17 protein-coding genes and 1 tRNA gene are annotated in these 14,145 nt (G+C 64.9%); 10 read left to right on the top strand and 8 right to left on the bottom strand.

Annotation, left to right across the window (positions count from 1 at the left end):
• Positions 1 to 8 precede the first annotated feature (8 nt).
• A complete protein-coding gene (locus tag ACN0WF_RS10980) occupies positions 9 to 908 on the bottom strand; it encodes a LysR substrate-binding domain-containing protein (protein ID WP_417772863.1) in 900 nt (299 codons plus the stop codon).
• A gap of 121 nt (positions 909 to 1,029) precedes the next feature.
• Between ACN0WF_RS10980 and ACN0WF_RS10975 the strand changes: the two genes are divergently transcribed.
• From ACN0WF_RS10975 to ACN0WF_RS10965, 3 genes are all read left to right on the top strand, one after another.
• Positions 1,030 to 1,962 (top strand): VOC family protein, encoded by a 933-nt coding sequence (locus tag ACN0WF_RS10975; protein ID WP_417772862.1) that lies wholly within the window; start codon positions 1,030 to 1,032, stop codon positions 1,960 to 1,962.
• Positions 1,963 to 2,025: 63 nt separating this feature from the next.
• A complete protein-coding gene (locus tag ACN0WF_RS10970) occupies positions 2,026 to 2,658 on the top strand; it encodes an alpha/beta hydrolase (protein ID WP_417772861.1) in 633 nt (210 codons plus the stop codon).
• Positions 2,649 to 3,365 (top strand): pirin family protein, encoded by a 717-nt coding sequence (locus ACN0WF_RS10965; protein ID WP_417772860.1) that lies wholly within the window; start codon positions 2,649 to 2,651, stop codon positions 3,363 to 3,365. Before ACN0WF_RS10970 ends, ACN0WF_RS10965 begins: the two co-directional genes overlap by 10 nt.
• Before the next feature lie 285 nt (positions 3,366 to 3,650).
• Here the strand turns inward: ACN0WF_RS10965 and prpB are convergent, their stop codons facing one another.
• Genes prpB through ACN0WF_RS10945 form a run of 4 tightly spaced genes read right to left on the bottom strand, consistent with a single transcriptional unit; the run spans position 3,651 to position 7,703 of the window.
• Positions 3,651 to 4,580: a methylisocitrate lyase gene (prpB, locus tag ACN0WF_RS10960; RefSeq protein ID WP_417772859.1), complete on the bottom strand. Its 930-nt coding sequence runs from the start codon at positions 4,578 to 4,580 to the stop codon at positions 3,651 to 3,653.
• An 11-nt stretch (positions 4,581 to 4,591) separates the two neighbouring features.
• Positions 4,592 to 5,758 carry a bifunctional 2-methylcitrate synthase/citrate synthase gene (prpC, locus tag ACN0WF_RS10955; protein WP_417772858.1) on the bottom strand — a complete coding sequence of 389 codons (1,167 nt, stop codon included), beginning with the start codon at positions 5,756 to 5,758 and terminating at the stop codon, positions 4,592 to 4,594.
• Entirely contained in the window at positions 5,755 to 7,287 is a 1,533-nt protein-coding gene (locus tag ACN0WF_RS10950; protein ID WP_417772857.1) for an MmgE/PrpD family protein, read from the bottom strand. Before ACN0WF_RS10950 ends, prpC begins: the two co-directional genes overlap by 4 nt.
• Positions 7,284 to 7,703 (bottom strand): acyl-CoA thioesterase, encoded by a 420-nt coding sequence (locus ACN0WF_RS10945; protein ID WP_417772856.1) that lies wholly within the window; start codon positions 7,701 to 7,703, stop codon positions 7,284 to 7,286. Before ACN0WF_RS10945 ends, ACN0WF_RS10950 begins: the two co-directional genes overlap by 4 nt.
• A 144-nt stretch (positions 7,704 to 7,847) precedes the next feature.
• Here ACN0WF_RS10945 and ACN0WF_RS10940 point away from each other — a divergent pair, with 144 nt between their 5' ends.
• Positions 7,848 to 9,269, top strand: coding sequence for a short-chain fatty acyl-CoA regulator family protein (locus ACN0WF_RS10940; protein WP_417772855.1), 1,422 nt, complete (start codon positions 7,848 to 7,850; stop codon positions 9,267 to 9,269).
• 52 nt (positions 9,270 to 9,321) lie between these two features.
• On the opposite strand, the gene ACN0WF_RS10935 is transcribed toward ACN0WF_RS10940, so the two are convergent.
• On the bottom strand, positions 9,322 to 9,870 hold the full coding sequence (locus tag ACN0WF_RS10935; protein WP_417772854.1) for a helix-turn-helix domain-containing protein: 549 nt from the start codon (positions 9,868 to 9,870) through the stop codon (positions 9,322 to 9,324).
• Positions 9,871 to 9,900: 30 nt separating this feature from the next.
• Here ACN0WF_RS10935 and ACN0WF_RS10930 point away from each other — a divergent pair, with 30 nt between their 5' ends.
• Together ACN0WF_RS10930 and ACN0WF_RS10925 are read left to right on the top strand one after the other, a co-directional pair.
• Positions 9,901 to 10,677: an AzlC family ABC transporter permease gene (locus ACN0WF_RS10930; RefSeq protein ID WP_417772853.1), complete on the top strand. Its 777-nt coding sequence runs from the start codon at positions 9,901 to 9,903 to the stop codon at positions 10,675 to 10,677.
• Positions 10,670 to 10,963 carry an AzlD family protein gene (locus ACN0WF_RS10925; protein ID WP_417772852.1) on the top strand — a complete coding sequence of 98 codons (294 nt, stop codon included), beginning with the start codon at positions 10,670 to 10,672 and terminating at the stop codon, positions 10,961 to 10,963. The genes ACN0WF_RS10930 and ACN0WF_RS10925 overlap by 8 nt, the downstream gene beginning before the upstream one ends.
• A 24-nt stretch (positions 10,964 to 10,987) precedes the next feature.
• Here the strand turns inward: ACN0WF_RS10925 and ACN0WF_RS10920 are convergent, their stop codons facing one another.
• Positions 10,988 to 11,668 carry an ArsR/SmtB family transcription factor gene (locus ACN0WF_RS10920; protein WP_417772851.1) on the bottom strand — a complete coding sequence of 227 codons (681 nt, stop codon included), beginning with the start codon at positions 11,666 to 11,668 and terminating at the stop codon, positions 10,988 to 10,990.
• 71 nt (positions 11,669 to 11,739) lie between these two features.
• Here ACN0WF_RS10920 and ACN0WF_RS10915 point away from each other — a divergent pair, with 71 nt between their 5' ends.
• Genes ACN0WF_RS10915 through ACN0WF_RS10900 form a run of 4 tightly spaced genes read left to right on the top strand, consistent with a single transcriptional unit; the run spans position 11,740 to position 13,555 of the window.
• Positions 11,740 to 12,063, top strand: a complete 324-nt coding sequence (locus tag ACN0WF_RS10915; protein ID WP_417772850.1) for an NIPSNAP family protein — start codon at positions 11,740 to 11,742, stop codon at positions 12,061 to 12,063.
• Positions 12,060 to 12,422 carry an antibiotic biosynthesis monooxygenase family protein gene (locus ACN0WF_RS10910; RefSeq protein ID WP_417772849.1) on the top strand — a complete coding sequence of 121 codons (363 nt, stop codon included), beginning with the start codon at positions 12,060 to 12,062 and terminating at the stop codon, positions 12,420 to 12,422. Before ACN0WF_RS10915 ends, ACN0WF_RS10910 begins: the two co-directional genes overlap by 4 nt.
• Positions 12,415 to 12,819 (top strand): amino acid-binding ACT domain-containing protein, encoded by a 405-nt coding sequence (locus tag ACN0WF_RS10905; protein WP_417772848.1) that lies wholly within the window; start codon positions 12,415 to 12,417, stop codon positions 12,817 to 12,819. The genes ACN0WF_RS10910 and ACN0WF_RS10905 overlap by 8 nt, the downstream gene beginning before the upstream one ends.
• Positions 12,812 to 13,555: a sulfite exporter TauE/SafE family protein gene (locus ACN0WF_RS10900; RefSeq protein WP_417772847.1), complete on the top strand. Its 744-nt coding sequence runs from the start codon at positions 12,812 to 12,814 to the stop codon at positions 13,553 to 13,555. The genes ACN0WF_RS10905 and ACN0WF_RS10900 overlap by 8 nt, the downstream gene beginning before the upstream one ends.
• A 415-nt stretch (positions 13,556 to 13,970) precedes the next feature.
• Here ACN0WF_RS10900 and ACN0WF_RS10895 read toward each other — a convergent pair.
• Positions 13,971 to 14,047: transfer RNA gene (locus tag ACN0WF_RS10895), tRNA-Met, on the bottom strand.
• Positions 14,048 to 14,145: the final 98 nt, after the last annotated feature.

Raw genomic sequence — 14,145 nt, 5'->3', positions numbered from 1 at the left:
GGAACCCACTATAGCGGCCGCGTCTGCGTGACGTATTTCTCGAAGAAGTCGGAGAATTTCGCTACCCGCATGGGTAACCGCTCGTAGGGCGGATAATAGAGCGTCAGCCAGATATCCGGCGGCTCCCAGGCCGGCAGGACCTGTCGCAGGCGCCCGTCCTCGAGGCCGTCCTCGACAATGAAATGCGGCAGCAGCGCAATGCCCTCGCCATTGTCGGCAAGCCGCGCCATCAGGTCTCCGTTGTTTCCCGCAAGCGTCTGCCCGGCCCGGACCTTGCGCGCCCTGCCCTCGCTGCGAAGCTCCCATGTCTCGTTGAGCGAGCGCTCGTCGTAGGCCAGGCAGCTGTGCGACGCCAGATCGTCGGGCGTTTCCGGTTCCCCGTGGATGGCGAGATAGGCAGGCGAGGCAACCATCACCCGCCGCACCAGGCAGATCTTGCGCCAGATTGTCGACTTATCCTTCGGCGCCTCCGAGATCCTGATCGCGAGATCGAAGTCATCGGACACAATGTCGATGAACCTGTCGGTCAGCGTCAGCGACAGAACCGTCGCCGGAAACTGCGTGCGAAAGCCCGAGACGACATCCGGCAGGATCTGCTGGCCCAGCGACATCGGCGCGTTGATCCTGATCGAGCCTGCCACGTCGCCATGCTGCTCGCGCAGTTCGTCGCTTGCCCGCTGGAACTCGTCGACAAGCGGCGCGATCCGCGCCGCGTAGACGGCCCCCGCCGATGTCAGAGACACATGGCGGGTCGTCCTCAGAAGCAGCTGGATGCCGAGTTGGCTTTCCAGGCTGCCGACCGCCCGCGTCACCGTCGGTGCGGTCATGGACAGATGCCGCGCGGCGGCGACGAAGCTGCGATGCTCCGCGACGCTCAGGAAAATCCGGACATGGTCGAGATTGATCATGACCTCACTATTTCACAAATCGCAATAATATCCGACAAACTAATTCAATTCTCTTTTGCAGTTCGCAAGCCCATTTTTCTGTCCAGACAGACACCAGCGGACTTCGGGAAAGGAACCCACCATGCTGAAACAGATCAAGGGTCTGCACCATGTGACGTCCATGGCGGCCAGCGCTCAGGAAAACAGCGACTTCTTCACGAAGGTCCTTGGCCTGAGGCGGGTGAAAAAGACGGTCAACTTCGACGATCCGGAGGTCTACCACCTCTATTATGGCGACGAAGCTGGAACTCCGGGCTCGGTCATGACCTATTTTCCCTTCCCCCATATTGCTCCCGGGCGAAAGGGAACGGGCGAGGTCGGCGAGACCTATTTCGCCGTGCCTGACGGATCGCTCGGCTACTGGAAGGAGCGCCTCTCCGGCCTCGGGCTCCGCGACCTTCGCGAGCGAGATCTGTTCGGCGAGAAGCATTTGCGCTTCGAGGGGCCGGACCAGGACGGCTTCTCCCTTGTCGAGACCGCAAACGACGACCGCAAGGGCTGGACGGGCGAGGGCATCGGATCGTCGCAGGCGATCCAGGGCTTCCGCGGTGCGAGCCTGCGCCTGCGGGACGCCGGGGCGACGGCGGAACTGCTGGCCTTCATGAATTACCAGCAGGTCGAGCGGAAGGACAATTGGGTGCGCTTCGCCGTCGCGGGCGGCAACGGCGCCGACTTCATCGACATCGAGACGCTTTCTTCCGCCGATCCGGCCCGACAGGGCTCCGGCTCCGTCCACCACATCGCCTTTGCCGTGGAGAACCGCTCGGCACAGCTCGAGGTTCGCCAGGCACTGCTCGACACCGGGTATCAGGTCACTCCGGTGATCGACCGCGACTATTTCTGGGCGATCTACTTCCGTACCCCCGGAGGCATCCTGTTCGAGATCGCCACCAACGAGCCGGGCTTTGACCGCGACGAGGATACCGCCCACCTCGGCGAAGCTCTGAAGTTGCCGTCCCGCTACGAGCCGTACAGGTCGCAGATCGAGCGGATCCTGACCCCGATCGCCGACTGACCGGCGCGGTTGCGCGCAAGACCGCCCCGTCGCGCACAACCGGCTTCTCCAGGGAGACCGAATATGACCGTTGCATCCTACCACGCCCTGACCCGCGCGCCCTCAGGCGGCGCGCCTCTGGTTTTCGCCTTCCACGGCACCGGCGGCGACGAGCACCAGTTTTCCGCCCTTGCGGCCGACATCCTGCCCGCAGCCGGTTTCGTGGCCCCGCGCGGAGACGTCTGCGAACATGGCGCGCTGAGATTCTTCCGCCGCACCGGCGAAGGCATCTACGACATGGAGGACCTCGCGCTGCGCACGCGGAAGATGGCGGAGTTCGTCGCGGCCCACAGAGCCGAAAACCCAGACCGCCCGGTCTACGGGTTCGGCTATTCCAACGGCGCCAACATCCTCGCCGCCGTAGCCTTTCGCCACCCCTACCTCTTCGACCGGATCGCCCTTCTGCATCCGCTGATCCCCTGGACGCCAGAGCCCAGCGCCGGGCTTTCGCGAAAGCGGGTTCTGGTCACCGGCGGCCGGCGCGATCCGATCTGCCCGCCGGAGCAGACCGGCGCGCTTCTCGACTATTTCCGCGCGCAGGACGCGCGGCTCGAACTGGTGTTGCACAACGGCGGACACGAGTTGCGTCAGGGCGAGATCGACGCCTTGCGAGGCTTCCTGACCGACACAGGCATGGAGATGGAAAAATGCCCCTGATCCACGAGAACATGAGCCGCGGCCACACGCGCAACGGCTGGCTCGACAGCTACCACACCTTCTCGTTCGGCGGCTTCCAGGACCCGACGCGGATGGGTTTCGGCGCGCTCCGGGTGATCAATGAGGACCGTATCATTCCAGGTTCTGGCTTCTCCGAGCACGATCACGACAACATGGACATCCTCACATTGGTGCTTTCGGGAAAACTCCGCCACCGGGACACAATCGGCAATGAGACCACAATCGCCCCGGGTACTCTGCAACTGATGTCCGCCGGTCGGGGCGTCCGTCATTCGGAGATGAACGCCTCGACGACGGAAGCGGCCCGCTTCCTGCAAATCTGGCTGATCCCGGACACCTTCGACGGCGAGCCGACGTATCAGCAAGCCGCCTTGCCGGCGCGCGAGGACGCGCAGGGCTGGACATTGCTGGCAAGCGGAAACCCGGGCGAAGCACCTCTGCGCCTGCTCTCACCAACGCGGATCTCCATCGCCCACCCGCGTGCGGGACACGCGATCGGCCTGCCCCGATCCGACGACCGGCTCCTCTATGTCCATGTCGTGGAAGGCATCGCGACAATGGACGACGAGCGGCTGGTCGCCGGCGACGGCCTGCAACTCGGCAGGGAGGAAGTACCCGACCTGTCGTGGGCCACCGACGGCCAGGTCCTGCTCTTCGACATGGCCGCGCCGTTACGGGCGAGCTAGAGCGCGGCGAAAACAAGAGCGGCGGAGTTGCGCGCGCAAACTGCTTGCCGCGCGGGCAACTCCGCCTCGGGCGATAGGTACCGTCCCAAGTGCGAATTACCTGACGAAAGCAGCTTCTCTAAACTCTTTCCGGTAACGACCATCGCGGGCGCCGTCTATCTGACTGTCTTCAACGGCGCGATGACCACGGTCAGCCTTCGCCTTAGGCGCGGCGGAAGATGTCGCGGCACCGGGCGCAGCAGAACTCGTCAAGGACCCGAACAGCCGGGACGACACGCCCCCCGCTCAGGTCGCGTCTGTTTCCCGCTCCTGCCCCGGCACGACGGTTTTCACGATCGAGGCATCGAGCGCCTCGTAGGCGGCCAGTCCGATGGTCTCGTAGAGTTCGGCGCGGGTCTGCATGTCGCCGACCATGGCTTGCGTCGCGCCGTCGCGCCGGAGCGTCTCGTAAAGCTTCTGCTGGGCCCGGTTCGCCACACGCAGCGACGAGACGGGCCAGATGACCATGCGATAGCCCATCTCCTCGAACGCGTTCGCCGTGAAGAACGGGGTTCGTCCGAACTCGGTCATGTTGGCCAGCAGCGGAACCCCGGGCATGCGCGCGGCGAACTCGCGGAACATCTCGGCCGATGTCAGTGCCTCCGGGAAGATGGCATCGGCTCCGGCCTCCATGTAGAGCTTGGCGCGCGCAACAGCGCCGTCGAGCCCCTCGCTTGCGGCCGCATCGGTACGGGCAACGAGATAGAGATGGCGCCGCGCCTTCGCCGCCGCCGCGACCTTCGCCGCCATATCTCGCGCATCGGCGAGCTTCTTGTCGTTGAGGTGGCCGCACTTCTTCGGCAGGAGCTGGTCCTCGATATGAACAGCCCCCGCTCCCGCATCCTCGAACGCGCGCACCATGTGCATCACGTTGAGCGCCTCACCATAGCCGGTGTCGCCATCGACGAGCAGCGGCAGGCCCGACGCCCGCGCGATCTGGCGGATGAAGAAGGAGACTTCGTCGACGGTGATGATGCCGAGATCCGGCAGCCCCATCGATGCGGTCATCGCCGCGCCGGACAGATACAGCGCCTCGAAGCCCGCAGCCTTTGCCTGCAAGGCCGCCATGCCGTTGTGCGCCCCCGGAAGCGCCAGGATGCCACCGCGCTCGACGAGCGCGCGGAAGCGCTCGCCGGCGGCCCCTTGGGGAAGATCGGAAGCAACGAGATAGGACATGGCGGCGTTCCTTATGCGGCTTTGTTGGCGTCCGCGGCCCCGCCGCGGTGCCTGATCGGCGTGAATACGAGATTTTCCGGGCCAATGTAGTTGGCCGAAGGGCGGATGATCTTGTCGTCCTGTCGTTGCTCAACGATGTGCGCCGCCCAGCCGGCTGTCCGAGCAATGACGAAAAGCGGCGTGAACATCGCCGTCGGCACCCCCATCATGTGATAGGAGACGGCACTGAACCAGTCGAGATTGGGGAACATCTGCTTCGCGTCGGCCATGGTCGCCTCGATGCGCTCGGCAATGTCGAACATCCGGGTCGAACCGGCTTCGACCGACAGCTCGCGGGCCACTTTCTTGATCACCGCGTTGCGCGGGTCGGCGAGCGTGTAGACCGGATGGCCGAAGCCGATCACGACTTCCTTCGCCCCGACACGCCGCCTGATATCGGCTTCCGCCTCATCCGGCCACGCATAACGTTTCTGGATCTCAAGGGCGACCTCATTGGCGCCGCCGTGCCTGGGACCGCGCAGCGCGCCGATGGCTCCCGTGATCGCGGAATAGATGTCCGAACCGGTTCCCGCGATCGAGCGCGCGGTGAAAGTCGAGGCATTGAACTCATGCTCGGCATAGAGGATGAGCGAAATGTGCATCGCCCTCACATGCGAGCCCCGGGGCACGCCGCCGTGAAGGAGATGCAGGAAATGACCGCCGATGGTTTCATCGTCCGTCTCCACCTCGATGCGTCGGCCGTTGTGGGCGAAGTGATGCCAGTAGAGCAGCATCGAGCCGAGCGAGGCGAGCAGCCGGTCGGCGACATCGCGTGCGCCAGCGTGATTGTGGTCCGCCGCTTCCGGCAGCACGCATCCGAGCGCCGAAACCCCGGATCGCATCACATCCATCGGGTGGGTTGCGGCCGGTAGCAGTTCCAGCGTCCGCTTCACCGCCTGCGGCAAGCCGCGCAAGGCCCGCAGTTTTGCCTTGTAGGCGGCCAGCTCGGACAAGGTCGGCAGCGTGCCGTGAATGAGGAGATGCGCGATCTCCTCGAACTCGCAGGCTTCGGCCAGATCGACAATGTCGTAGCCACGATAATGCAGGTCGTTACCGGTGCGCCCCACTGTGCACAAGGCAGTGTTACCGGCGATGACGCCCGACAGGGCAACGGACTTCTTGGGCTTTGGCGCGGTCATGACATCCCCCCTGACCCACGGTTCCAGTCGAATATGCCAAAAGCGGCCACCTCGCCCAGTCGCTCGGGGGCGACCGTGAAGGTGAGCCCCGCAAGCTCATCCGGGCGAAGCTCGACCAGGCGCTCGACGGTGGCGATGAAGCGTGCCTGCTCGGCCTCGGCGACAATGCCGTCGCAAAGGCTGCGGAACTTGTTGATGTAGTCGGGACGGGTGAAGGGGCGCGCGCCGAGCGGATGCGCATCGGCAACCGCCAGTTCGTCCTCGATCGTCGTCCCGTCCTGCAAGGTCACGACCACGCGCCCGCCGAACGCCTTCTCCCCGGGATCGCGGCTGTGATAGCGCCGCGTCCACTCGGGATCCTCGACGGTCGAGATCCTGTGCCAGAGCGCGATCGTCTCCGCGCGCCCCGCCCGCTCGGGCGCATAGGAACGCTCGTGGTGCCAGCCGCCGTCTTCGAGAGCGACCGCGAAGATGTACATGATCGAATGGTCGAGCGTTTCGCGGCTCGCCCCGGGATCCATCTTCTGCGGATCATTGGCACCGGTGCCGATCACATTATGGGTGTGGTGGCTTGTGTGGATGACGATGCTCTTCACACTGGAAAGGTCACGGATCCGTCCACGCATGCGGCGGGCCAGGTCGATCAGCGCCTGGCTCTGGTACTCGGCCGAATGCTCCTTCGTGTAGGTATCCAGGATCGCCCGTTTGGCTTCACCCTTTTCCGGCAAGGGCACCGTGTATTCGCTCCCGGGGCCGCCGAGCAGATAGGCGATGAACCCGTCCTCCCCCTCCCACGCCGGCGACGGCGCGCCCTCACCCCGCATGACCCGGTCGACGGCCTCCACGGCCATCTTGCCGGCGAAGGCCGGCGCATAGGCCTTCCAACTCGAAATCTCACCCTTGCGCGATTGCCGCGTCGTGGTCGTCACATGCAGCGCCTGCTGCACGGCCTGATAGACCGTCTCGACCGGCAGACCGAGCGCAGCGCCGATGCCCGCCGCCGCCGATGGGCCAAGATGCGCAATGTGGTCGATCTTGTGCTCGTGCAGGCAGATGCCTTTCACCAGATTGACCTGGATCTCGTAGCCGGCGGCGATCCCCTTCGCCAGCGCCGCTCCCGACAGGCCGCAATGCTGCGCCACGGCGAGGATCGGCGGAATATTGTCTCCCGGATGCGAGTAGTCGGCCGCCAGAAAGGTGTCGTGAAAGTCGAGCTCGCGCACCGCCACGCCATTGGCCCAGGCCGCCCATTCGGGCGAGACCCGCCGCTGCGGCCCAACACCGAAAACGGTCGCTCCGGGCTGAAAGGGATGGGCCAGCGCCTGGGACCTGGCATTGGCGACCGGCCGCCGCGCCAGCGAGGCCGCAGCCACCGCGGCGTTGTCGAGGATCCGGTTGCCGATCATCTCGGGCACCTCCGGCTCGAGCGCCACGTCATCGACGGCGACCGAGGCGAGCTTCCAGGCGAGCTGATCCTCGCGGGCGAGGTGCTCCACGGACTTGTGTGTGCGAACGCGGTGCGATTTCACGAAGTCGTTCCTCCTGAACACTGTTGATCGGAAACGGAGATGGCGCGCGGGACGCCGTTCTGGTCGACCGCGACCATCATGAACCGGCCGGAAATGGAAGGTGCCCCGTCGCCGTCGTCACGCCATTCCTCAGGCGAGACCTCGACGAGGACCGTCATCGACGAACGCCCCTGAAAGACCACCCTGGCACGAACATCGACAATCGCGCCGAGCCGGACCGGGCGGGCGAACTCGATGTTGTCAGCCTTGGCCATGACGACCGCGCAGCCGGCGTGGCGCGTGGCGCAAACGAAGGCGGCCTTTCCCATCATGTGCAGCGCATTGGCTCCATAGAGGGTGCCGTAGTGGTTGGCCTGCTCGGGCAGAACCACCTCCAGGAAGTGCGTTTCGCCTCGATCCGATTTGATTGCCGGCATCGTCACCCACAAGCCCCTTCGCCTTTTCAATTTCGCATTATCCGCATATGATGAAATTGATAAACGACTGAAATTGAATAGTTTTGTGAAGACCCGGCGGTGAATTTGCAAACTTTGCAAAGTCATCAAAGCGATAGGTGCGGCGTGAAAAAGGCCTTTATGGGGGTACGGATCAAGCGGTTGCGAGAGGAGCGGCGACTGACCCAGCAGGCGCTGGCCAATGCGCTTGGCATCTCGCTCAGCTATCTCAACCAGATCGAGAACAACCAGCGTCCGCTGACCGTCCCGGTGCTGCTGAAACTCAACGCCGCCTTCGGCACGGATGTCCAGGTCTTCTCGGACAATGACGAGGCGCGCCTGCTGGCCGAACTGCGCGAGACGCTCTCCGATCCGGCCTTCGGCGAGGCCATCTCGCTTGCCGAGATGCGGGAACTGGCCGGCAACATGCCGGCACTCGCCCGCGCGTTCCTGTCCCAGAGCCGCAGGCTGAAGCAGGCGGCCGACGAGATCGCCGCCTATGCGGTCCGCCTCGGCGAAGACCGCCAGGGCGCTTCCCCTGCCCTGCCGTCGACGCCGTTCGAGGAGGTGCGCGACTTCTTCTACGCCAACCACAATTACATCGACGATCTGGACCGGCAAGCAGAGGCGGCAGCGCGGGAAATGGGCATGCCGCCCGGCCGCATGGCGCCGGCAATCGCCGACAGGCTGGAGGCGCGGCACGGTCTTAGGCTCGCCGAGCTACGCGAGGAAGACGGATACGGCATGCAGCGACGGTTCGATGCGCAAAGTCGCACCCTTCACCTGTCGCCTCGACTCGGGCCGGGTCAGCGCGCCTTCCAGATGGCGACGCAACTGGCGTTTCTGGAACAACGCAACCTGATCGACACACTCGCCGCGGGCGGATCCTTCTCCACCGACGAAGCCCGGTCGCTGGCGCGCATCGGCCTGGCCAGCTATTTCGCCGGCGCGCTCATTCTGCCCTACACGCCCTTTCTGCAGTCGGCGGAACGCCTGCGCTACGACATCGACCTCCTGGGCAGTGAATTCGGCACGGGCTTCGAAACGGTCTGCCACCGGCTCAGCACACTCCAGCGTTCCGGCGCGCGCGGCGTTCCCTTCTTCTTCGTCCGCGTCGACAGGGCCGGCAATATCTCCAAGCGCCAGTCGGCCACGGACTTTCATTTCTCCCGCGTCGGCGGGACTTGCCCCCTGTGGAATGTCTACGACGCCTTTTCCAATCCCGGAAAGACACTGACCCAGGTTGCGGAAATGCCGGATGGACGGGCGTATCTGTGGATCGCACGCAGGGTCGAAAGTTCGCGCGGCGGCTATGGAGCTCCGACCAAGACATTCGCGATCGGCCTGGGCTGCGACCTGCTGCACGCCGAGCGGCTGGTCTACTCCGAGGGCATCGCACTGAATGCCCCTTCGTCAAGAACCCTGATCGGCGCCGGCTGCAAGGTCTGCGAGCGCTCGGCCTGCGCCCAGCGTGCCTTCCCTCCGCTTGCAAAGAAACTCGTCATCGATGACGAGCGGAGTTCGTTCGCCCCCTATTCGGCGACCTGAGGAAACATGCGCGTGTCCCACACCCGACGAAGTCGCCGCCAGAGTTCGCTGCCTAACGGGGGCTGTCCATGACAAGCAGAAGCAGCGCCTCCTCGCCAAACGCCTCGTAGAAGTGCGCCACATCGCCGAAGCAACGGAAATAGTCTCCCGGCCCGATCTCGACAGGCGCGTCGACCGGCCCGAGCCTTACTCTCCCGCTGCACAGGAACGCATGTTCGACTGTCCCCCTGGGGTGTGGCTCGGATTGCCGCGCGGACCCTGGTTTCAGCGAGATGCGGTAAAGGTCGCGCCGCCGGTCGGGCGGACATTTGTCCAGAAGCACCGCCGCGAAACCCGACGTCTGCGAAGACAGGCTAACCCCCTCGGTCGCACGGACAAGCGCGCTGTGCGAGGAGGCGTTCTCAAACAGCGAGCTGAACGGAATGTCGAGCGCCGTTGCAATGGCCCAGAGCGTTTCGACATTCGGATTGCCCTTGCCGGCCTCAAGCTGAGACAGGGTGGACTTGGAAAGGCCCGCCCTTGCCGCCAGCGCGGAAAGGCTGATCTGCGCAAGCTCCCTCTCGCGTCTGATGGCTGAGGCGATGATGCTGTTCGGCGTCATTTCGTTCGTTTCAATAAACTATCGTTCGAATTGACGAACGATCTCACTGCGTCCATTATAACGAACGTTGTTCTTCGAGGCCAGTACCGCCCCATGTCCGCCAGTTCCCCTGACGCTGCCCGCACGCGCGCCGATGAATTCCGGCACGGTCTGCGCGACATCACGCCGCTTTCCTTCGGCGTCGCCGTTTATGGCCTCGCTTTCGGATTGCTGGCCGCGCAACAGGGAATGGGGGGCCTTGCGACCGGCCTCATGGGGGCACTCGTTTTCGCCGGTTCGTCGCAGATCGTCGCGCTCGAGCGTCTGGCCGCCGGTGCCAGCGCGTTGATGGCGATCATTGCCGGGCTGGCGCTGAACCTCCGCATCCTGCTGATGACGGCGTCCCTGCGCGGCGAGCTTGCCGGGCGTCCACTCTGGCAGATTGTGCTGGGCGTCCATCTGACTTCAGATGAGAACTGGGTGCTGATGCACGCGACCCGCAACAAGGGCCAGCCCGCCGGATACTGGTATCTGGTCGGCGGCGGCACCAGCCTGATCGCGGTCTGGATCGTCTCGACGGCTTTGGGCGCCACGTTTGCCCGGACCCTGCCCGACCTGGCGGCGGGCGGGATGGACTTCGCCTTCACCGCCGCCTTCATCCTGCTGTTGACAAGCCTCTGGCAGGGGCACGACAGCCTGCCGCCCTGGGTGGTCTCGGCCGTGATTGCGGGGGGCTGCGCGCTGCTGCTCCCGCTGGACCCGTCCTGGGGCCTGATCGCCGGAGCCGTGGCGGGCGCCGGCTTTGCTGGGATGCGGCGCCATGGGTGAACATCTGCCCGTCATAGCCGGACTGGCATTCGGCACCTTCGCAATACGCTTCGGGGGCTATCTGCTGGGCTCGACCCTGCCTTCGAGCGGCCCCTGGGCACGCACGCTGCAGGCCCTGCCGGGTTGCCTGATCGCAGCGCTGCTGGCGGTAATCCTCGTGCAGGCCGGACCTGCCGAATGGGGCGCCGCAGCGCTGGCCCTCACCGTGGCGCTGGGGTCGCGCAACCTGCCGCTGACCATGCTGGCCGGAGTGGGCGGCGTCTGGTTGCTGCGCGGGCTGGTGTAGTCAGCCCCGGGAAGGGCAGACAGCCTATCGCAGCCAGTCCCTGAACCGCCTCTCCCCCTCCGGCGAGAAACTCACCACGCGCGAGGACGGCAACCGCCGCGCCCAGGAAAGCGCGAGCAAGCGGTCGAGCATCGCCTTGCCAATCTGTCCGGCCAGGTGGTGCCGCCGCTGGCTCCAGTCCAGACAGGCGCGGCAGACAGGGCGATTGCTGCGGGACAGATCATCGGGCGTCACGCCGATTTCCGCCAACCTCGCCCAGCCGTCATCCCTCACGCTCAGATCCGGACGTGTCAGGTCACCCGACAGCCAGCCACCCTTTTTCGCACGATCAAAGATCAGGACGCCCATCTCGCCGGCGAGATGGTCATAGCAAACGCGGGCCTTTCGCAACGCCGGATCCTTCGGGCCGGTACGCAAGGGCGGCACCGCATCGCTGGAAAACACCATCAGTGCCTCGAGCAGCGACGCGACATGCGGTCCCGCCAGCCGGAAATAGCGGTGTCGCCCCTGCGCTTCGACGCAGAGCACCTCTCCTTCGACCAGCTTCGCCAGATGGCCACTGGCCGTCTGCTTTGTGATCCCGCCAACCCCTGCCAGTTCGGTCGCGGTCAGGGCACGCCCGTCCATCAGCGCCAGCAGCATGGAACTGCGGGCAGGATCGGCAACCAATGCGGCGATACGGGCAATGTCGGGACCTTCTCTCATGGTTCGGTTGTAACCGAACCATCGGCTCGGACCAATCGGCTATCGGGAAAGCCGGAAGGAAAGGATCCGGCATGATTACCTGCATCATCACCTATGACATCGACCCGAACCGGCGTGAGCTGTTCGAGGAATATGCTCGCAACTGGGGCCAGTGCAGCCCGCGTTGCAGCGCCGACCTCATCGGCTATTTCGCCCCGCATGAGGGAACGACGAGCACCGCCTATGGGATCTACTCCCTACCCTCGCTTGCCCATTACGAGACCTATCGCGCCCGCCTCGCGGCCGACCCTCTGGGGCGCGAGAATTACGAATTCGCCAGACGGGAAGGGTTTATCCGCCGCGAGAGTCGCCTGTTCGTCAAGCTTGCCTCTGCGCCACACGAGGTACTCGCATGATCGCGGTGATTTTCGAGGCGGAAACCTCGGAGCAGGCCCGGGCCGAGTACCTGGATCTTGCCGCGGAGCTCCGGCCGCTGCTGGCGGAGATCGACGGCTTTCTCTCCATCGAGCGGTTCCAGAGCCTGACCGCACCGGGCAAGGTCCTGTCGCTGTCCTTCTGGCGCGACGAGGCAGCCATCACGCAGTGGCGCAACCTGCCGGAGCACCGCAAGGTGCAGGCTGCGGGGCGCAATCGCGTCTTTACCGGCTACCGCCTGCGGATCGCGGACGTCCAGCGCGACTACGGCATGACCTCCCGCGAGGAAGCCCCGGCCGACAGCCGCAGCGTTCACACTGAAAGGATCGCGCATGTTTGATCTTGAGTTCGACCTGGCCGGCCGCCCCGGGGCATTGGCGGACCTGGGCGAGGCCATGGGCCGCGCGGGCCTCCCCTTCGAGGGAGGTGCGGTCTTCGGGCAGGGCGAGCGCGCCGTCGCCCACTTCCTGTTCCAGGACGGGGCTGGAGCAAGGCGGGCCGCCGAGGCGGCTGGCATCCGCGTTGTCGCCATGCAGCGTCCGCTGATCCGAAAACTGAAGCAAGGCACGCCCGGCCAGCTCGGCGCCATCGCGCGGGTGCTGGCGGATGCAGGCATCAACATCGTGACCCAGTATTCCGACCACCAGAACCGGCTGATCCTGATCTGCGACCGCCACGCGGAAGCGGAGCGGGTAACTACGGCATGGGACACGCAGGAGGGAGCGCATCATGATTGATCCGGTTATCGCCAGTGTCATCTGCGCGACCTTCTTACTCGCCGGCATCGTCAAGGGCGTAACGGGCATGGGGCTTCCCACCGTGGCCATGGGGGTGCTCGGCGCGCTGATCTCTCCCCTGACCGCCGCCAGCCTTCTGCTCGTCCCCTCCTTCGTCACCAACCTCTGGCAACTGCTGGCGGGACCGGCTGTCTCCTCGCTGCTCCGCAAGCTGTGGCCGATGATGCTGGCGATCTGCGCGGGCACGGTGACGGGTGTATCCTGGCTGGTGGGCGGTGATACCGATCTGACAACGGCCGCCCTCGGGGGAACGCTCGTCCTTTATGCGGGATACACCCTGTTCGCCGGGCAGCTCCGCGTGCCGGCACGCGCACAATGGTGGCTTTCGCCGCTGATCGGCGGGGCAACGGGGATTGTCACGGGCTGCACCGGCGTCTTCGTCATTCCGGCCGTGCCCTACCTTCAGGCACTCGGCCTCTCCCGCGACGAACTGGTGCAGGCTCTGGGATTGTCTTTCACAGTATCGACCGTCGCGCTGGCCATCGGACTGGGCGCAACGGGCGCATTTACTGTCGAGGCGTCCGGCCTGTCGCTGCTGGCGCTTGGCCCCGCACTGGTCGGCATGTGGGCAGGCCAGCGCCTGCGCAACCGCATCAGCCCGATCGCCTTCAGACGTATCTTCTTGATCTGCCTGCTGCTTTTGGGGGCTCAGATGGCGCTGAGGCCCCTGGTATAACCGGCCCCGGGGGTATGGGCCGCGAAACGAACGGGGGTATCCAACGCCTGCGCCATCCGATAGAGCGCTGCCGCATCAAGCTCCATCAGGTCAGAAGCACTGCATAAGCCACGACAAGACCGAGAACAGATTCTCGCAGCCGCCAGACCTGCAGCCACGAGAATTCGAACGGATCTGGCAAGCCCACGACCAAGGCTTCAGCATCACCTTGCCGGCGCGGCCCGGCGCGTCTGGCTCGCTTCCATCGCATCTTCTACCCGATCGAAAGCGAAGGTGCCGCCGACATCCAGTAACAGCCCCCCTAAGCGGCCGGAGGGAAAATCAGAGCACGAGAGCACAAACAACCAAGCTCCAAACGCAAAAAGCCGCCCCGAAGGGCGGCTTTTATGTGCGATCTGAAATCGCCGTTTGATTTTGGTTGCGGGGGTAGGATTTGAACCTACGACCTTCAGGTTATGAGCCTGACGAGCTACCGGGCTGCTCCACCCCGCGGAAAGATATGTAGTGTCTTACCATAGACATTCGATTGCGTTTTGCGGGCCTGGCGGCGACCGACTCTCCCACGTCTTAAGACGCAGTACCATTGGCGC

The sequence above is a fragment of the Stappia sp. genome (assembly GCF_048268045.1).
Lineage (GTDB): Bacteria > Pseudomonadota > Alphaproteobacteria > Rhizobiales > Stappiaceae > Stappia.
This window is presented reverse-complemented; position numbering and strand designations above follow the sequence as displayed.

What these genes read in the sequence shown, in the direction of transcription:
- ACN0WF_RS10910 (WP_417772849.1), top strand. Translation starts at nt 12,060, where the DNA reads ATGATCGCGGTGATTTTCGAGGCGGAAACCTCGGAGCAGGCCCGGGCC.
- ACN0WF_RS10970 (WP_417772861.1), top strand. Translation starts at nt 2,026, where the DNA reads ATGACCGTTGCATCCTACCACGCCCTGACCCGCGCGCCCTCAGGCGGC.
- ACN0WF_RS10925 (WP_417772852.1), top strand. Translation starts at nt 10,670, where the DNA reads ATGGGTGAACATCTGCCCGTCATAGCCGGACTGGCATTCGGCACCTTC.
- prpC (WP_417772858.1), bottom strand. Translation starts at nt 5,758, where the DNA reads ATGACCGCGCCAAAGCCCAAGAAGTCCGTTGCCCTGTCGGGCGTCATC.
- ACN0WF_RS10915 (WP_417772850.1), top strand. Translation starts at nt 11,740, where the DNA reads ATGATTACCTGCATCATCACCTATGACATCGACCCGAACCGGCGTGAG.
- prpB (WP_417772859.1), bottom strand. Translation starts at nt 4,580, where the DNA reads ATGTCCTATCTCGTTGCTTCCGATCTTCCCCAAGGGGCCGCCGGCGAG.
- ACN0WF_RS10900 (WP_417772847.1), top strand. Translation starts at nt 12,812, where the DNA reads ATGATTGATCCGGTTATCGCCAGTGTCATCTGCGCGACCTTCTTACTC.
- ACN0WF_RS10980 (WP_417772863.1), bottom strand. Translation starts at nt 908, where the DNA reads ATGATCAATCTCGACCATGTCCGGATTTTCCTGAGCGTCGCGGAGCAT.
- ACN0WF_RS10920 (WP_417772851.1), bottom strand. Translation starts at nt 11,668, where the DNA reads ATGAGAGAAGGTCCCGACATTGCCCGTATCGCCGCATTGGTTGCCGAT.
- ACN0WF_RS10945 (WP_417772856.1), bottom strand. Translation starts at nt 7,703, where the DNA reads ATGCCGGCAATCAAATCGGATCGAGGCGAAACGCACTTCCTGGAGGTG.
- ACN0WF_RS10965 (WP_417772860.1), top strand. Translation starts at nt 2,649, where the DNA reads ATGCCCCTGATCCACGAGAACATGAGCCGCGGCCACACGCGCAACGGC.
- ACN0WF_RS10935 (WP_417772854.1), bottom strand. Translation starts at nt 9,870, where the DNA reads ATGACGCCGAACAGCATCATCGCCTCAGCCATCAGACGCGAGAGGGAG.
- ACN0WF_RS10905 (WP_417772848.1), top strand. Translation starts at nt 12,415, where the DNA reads ATGTTTGATCTTGAGTTCGACCTGGCCGGCCGCCCCGGGGCATTGGCG.
- ACN0WF_RS10975 (WP_417772862.1), top strand. Translation starts at nt 1,030, where the DNA reads ATGCTGAAACAGATCAAGGGTCTGCACCATGTGACGTCCATGGCGGCC.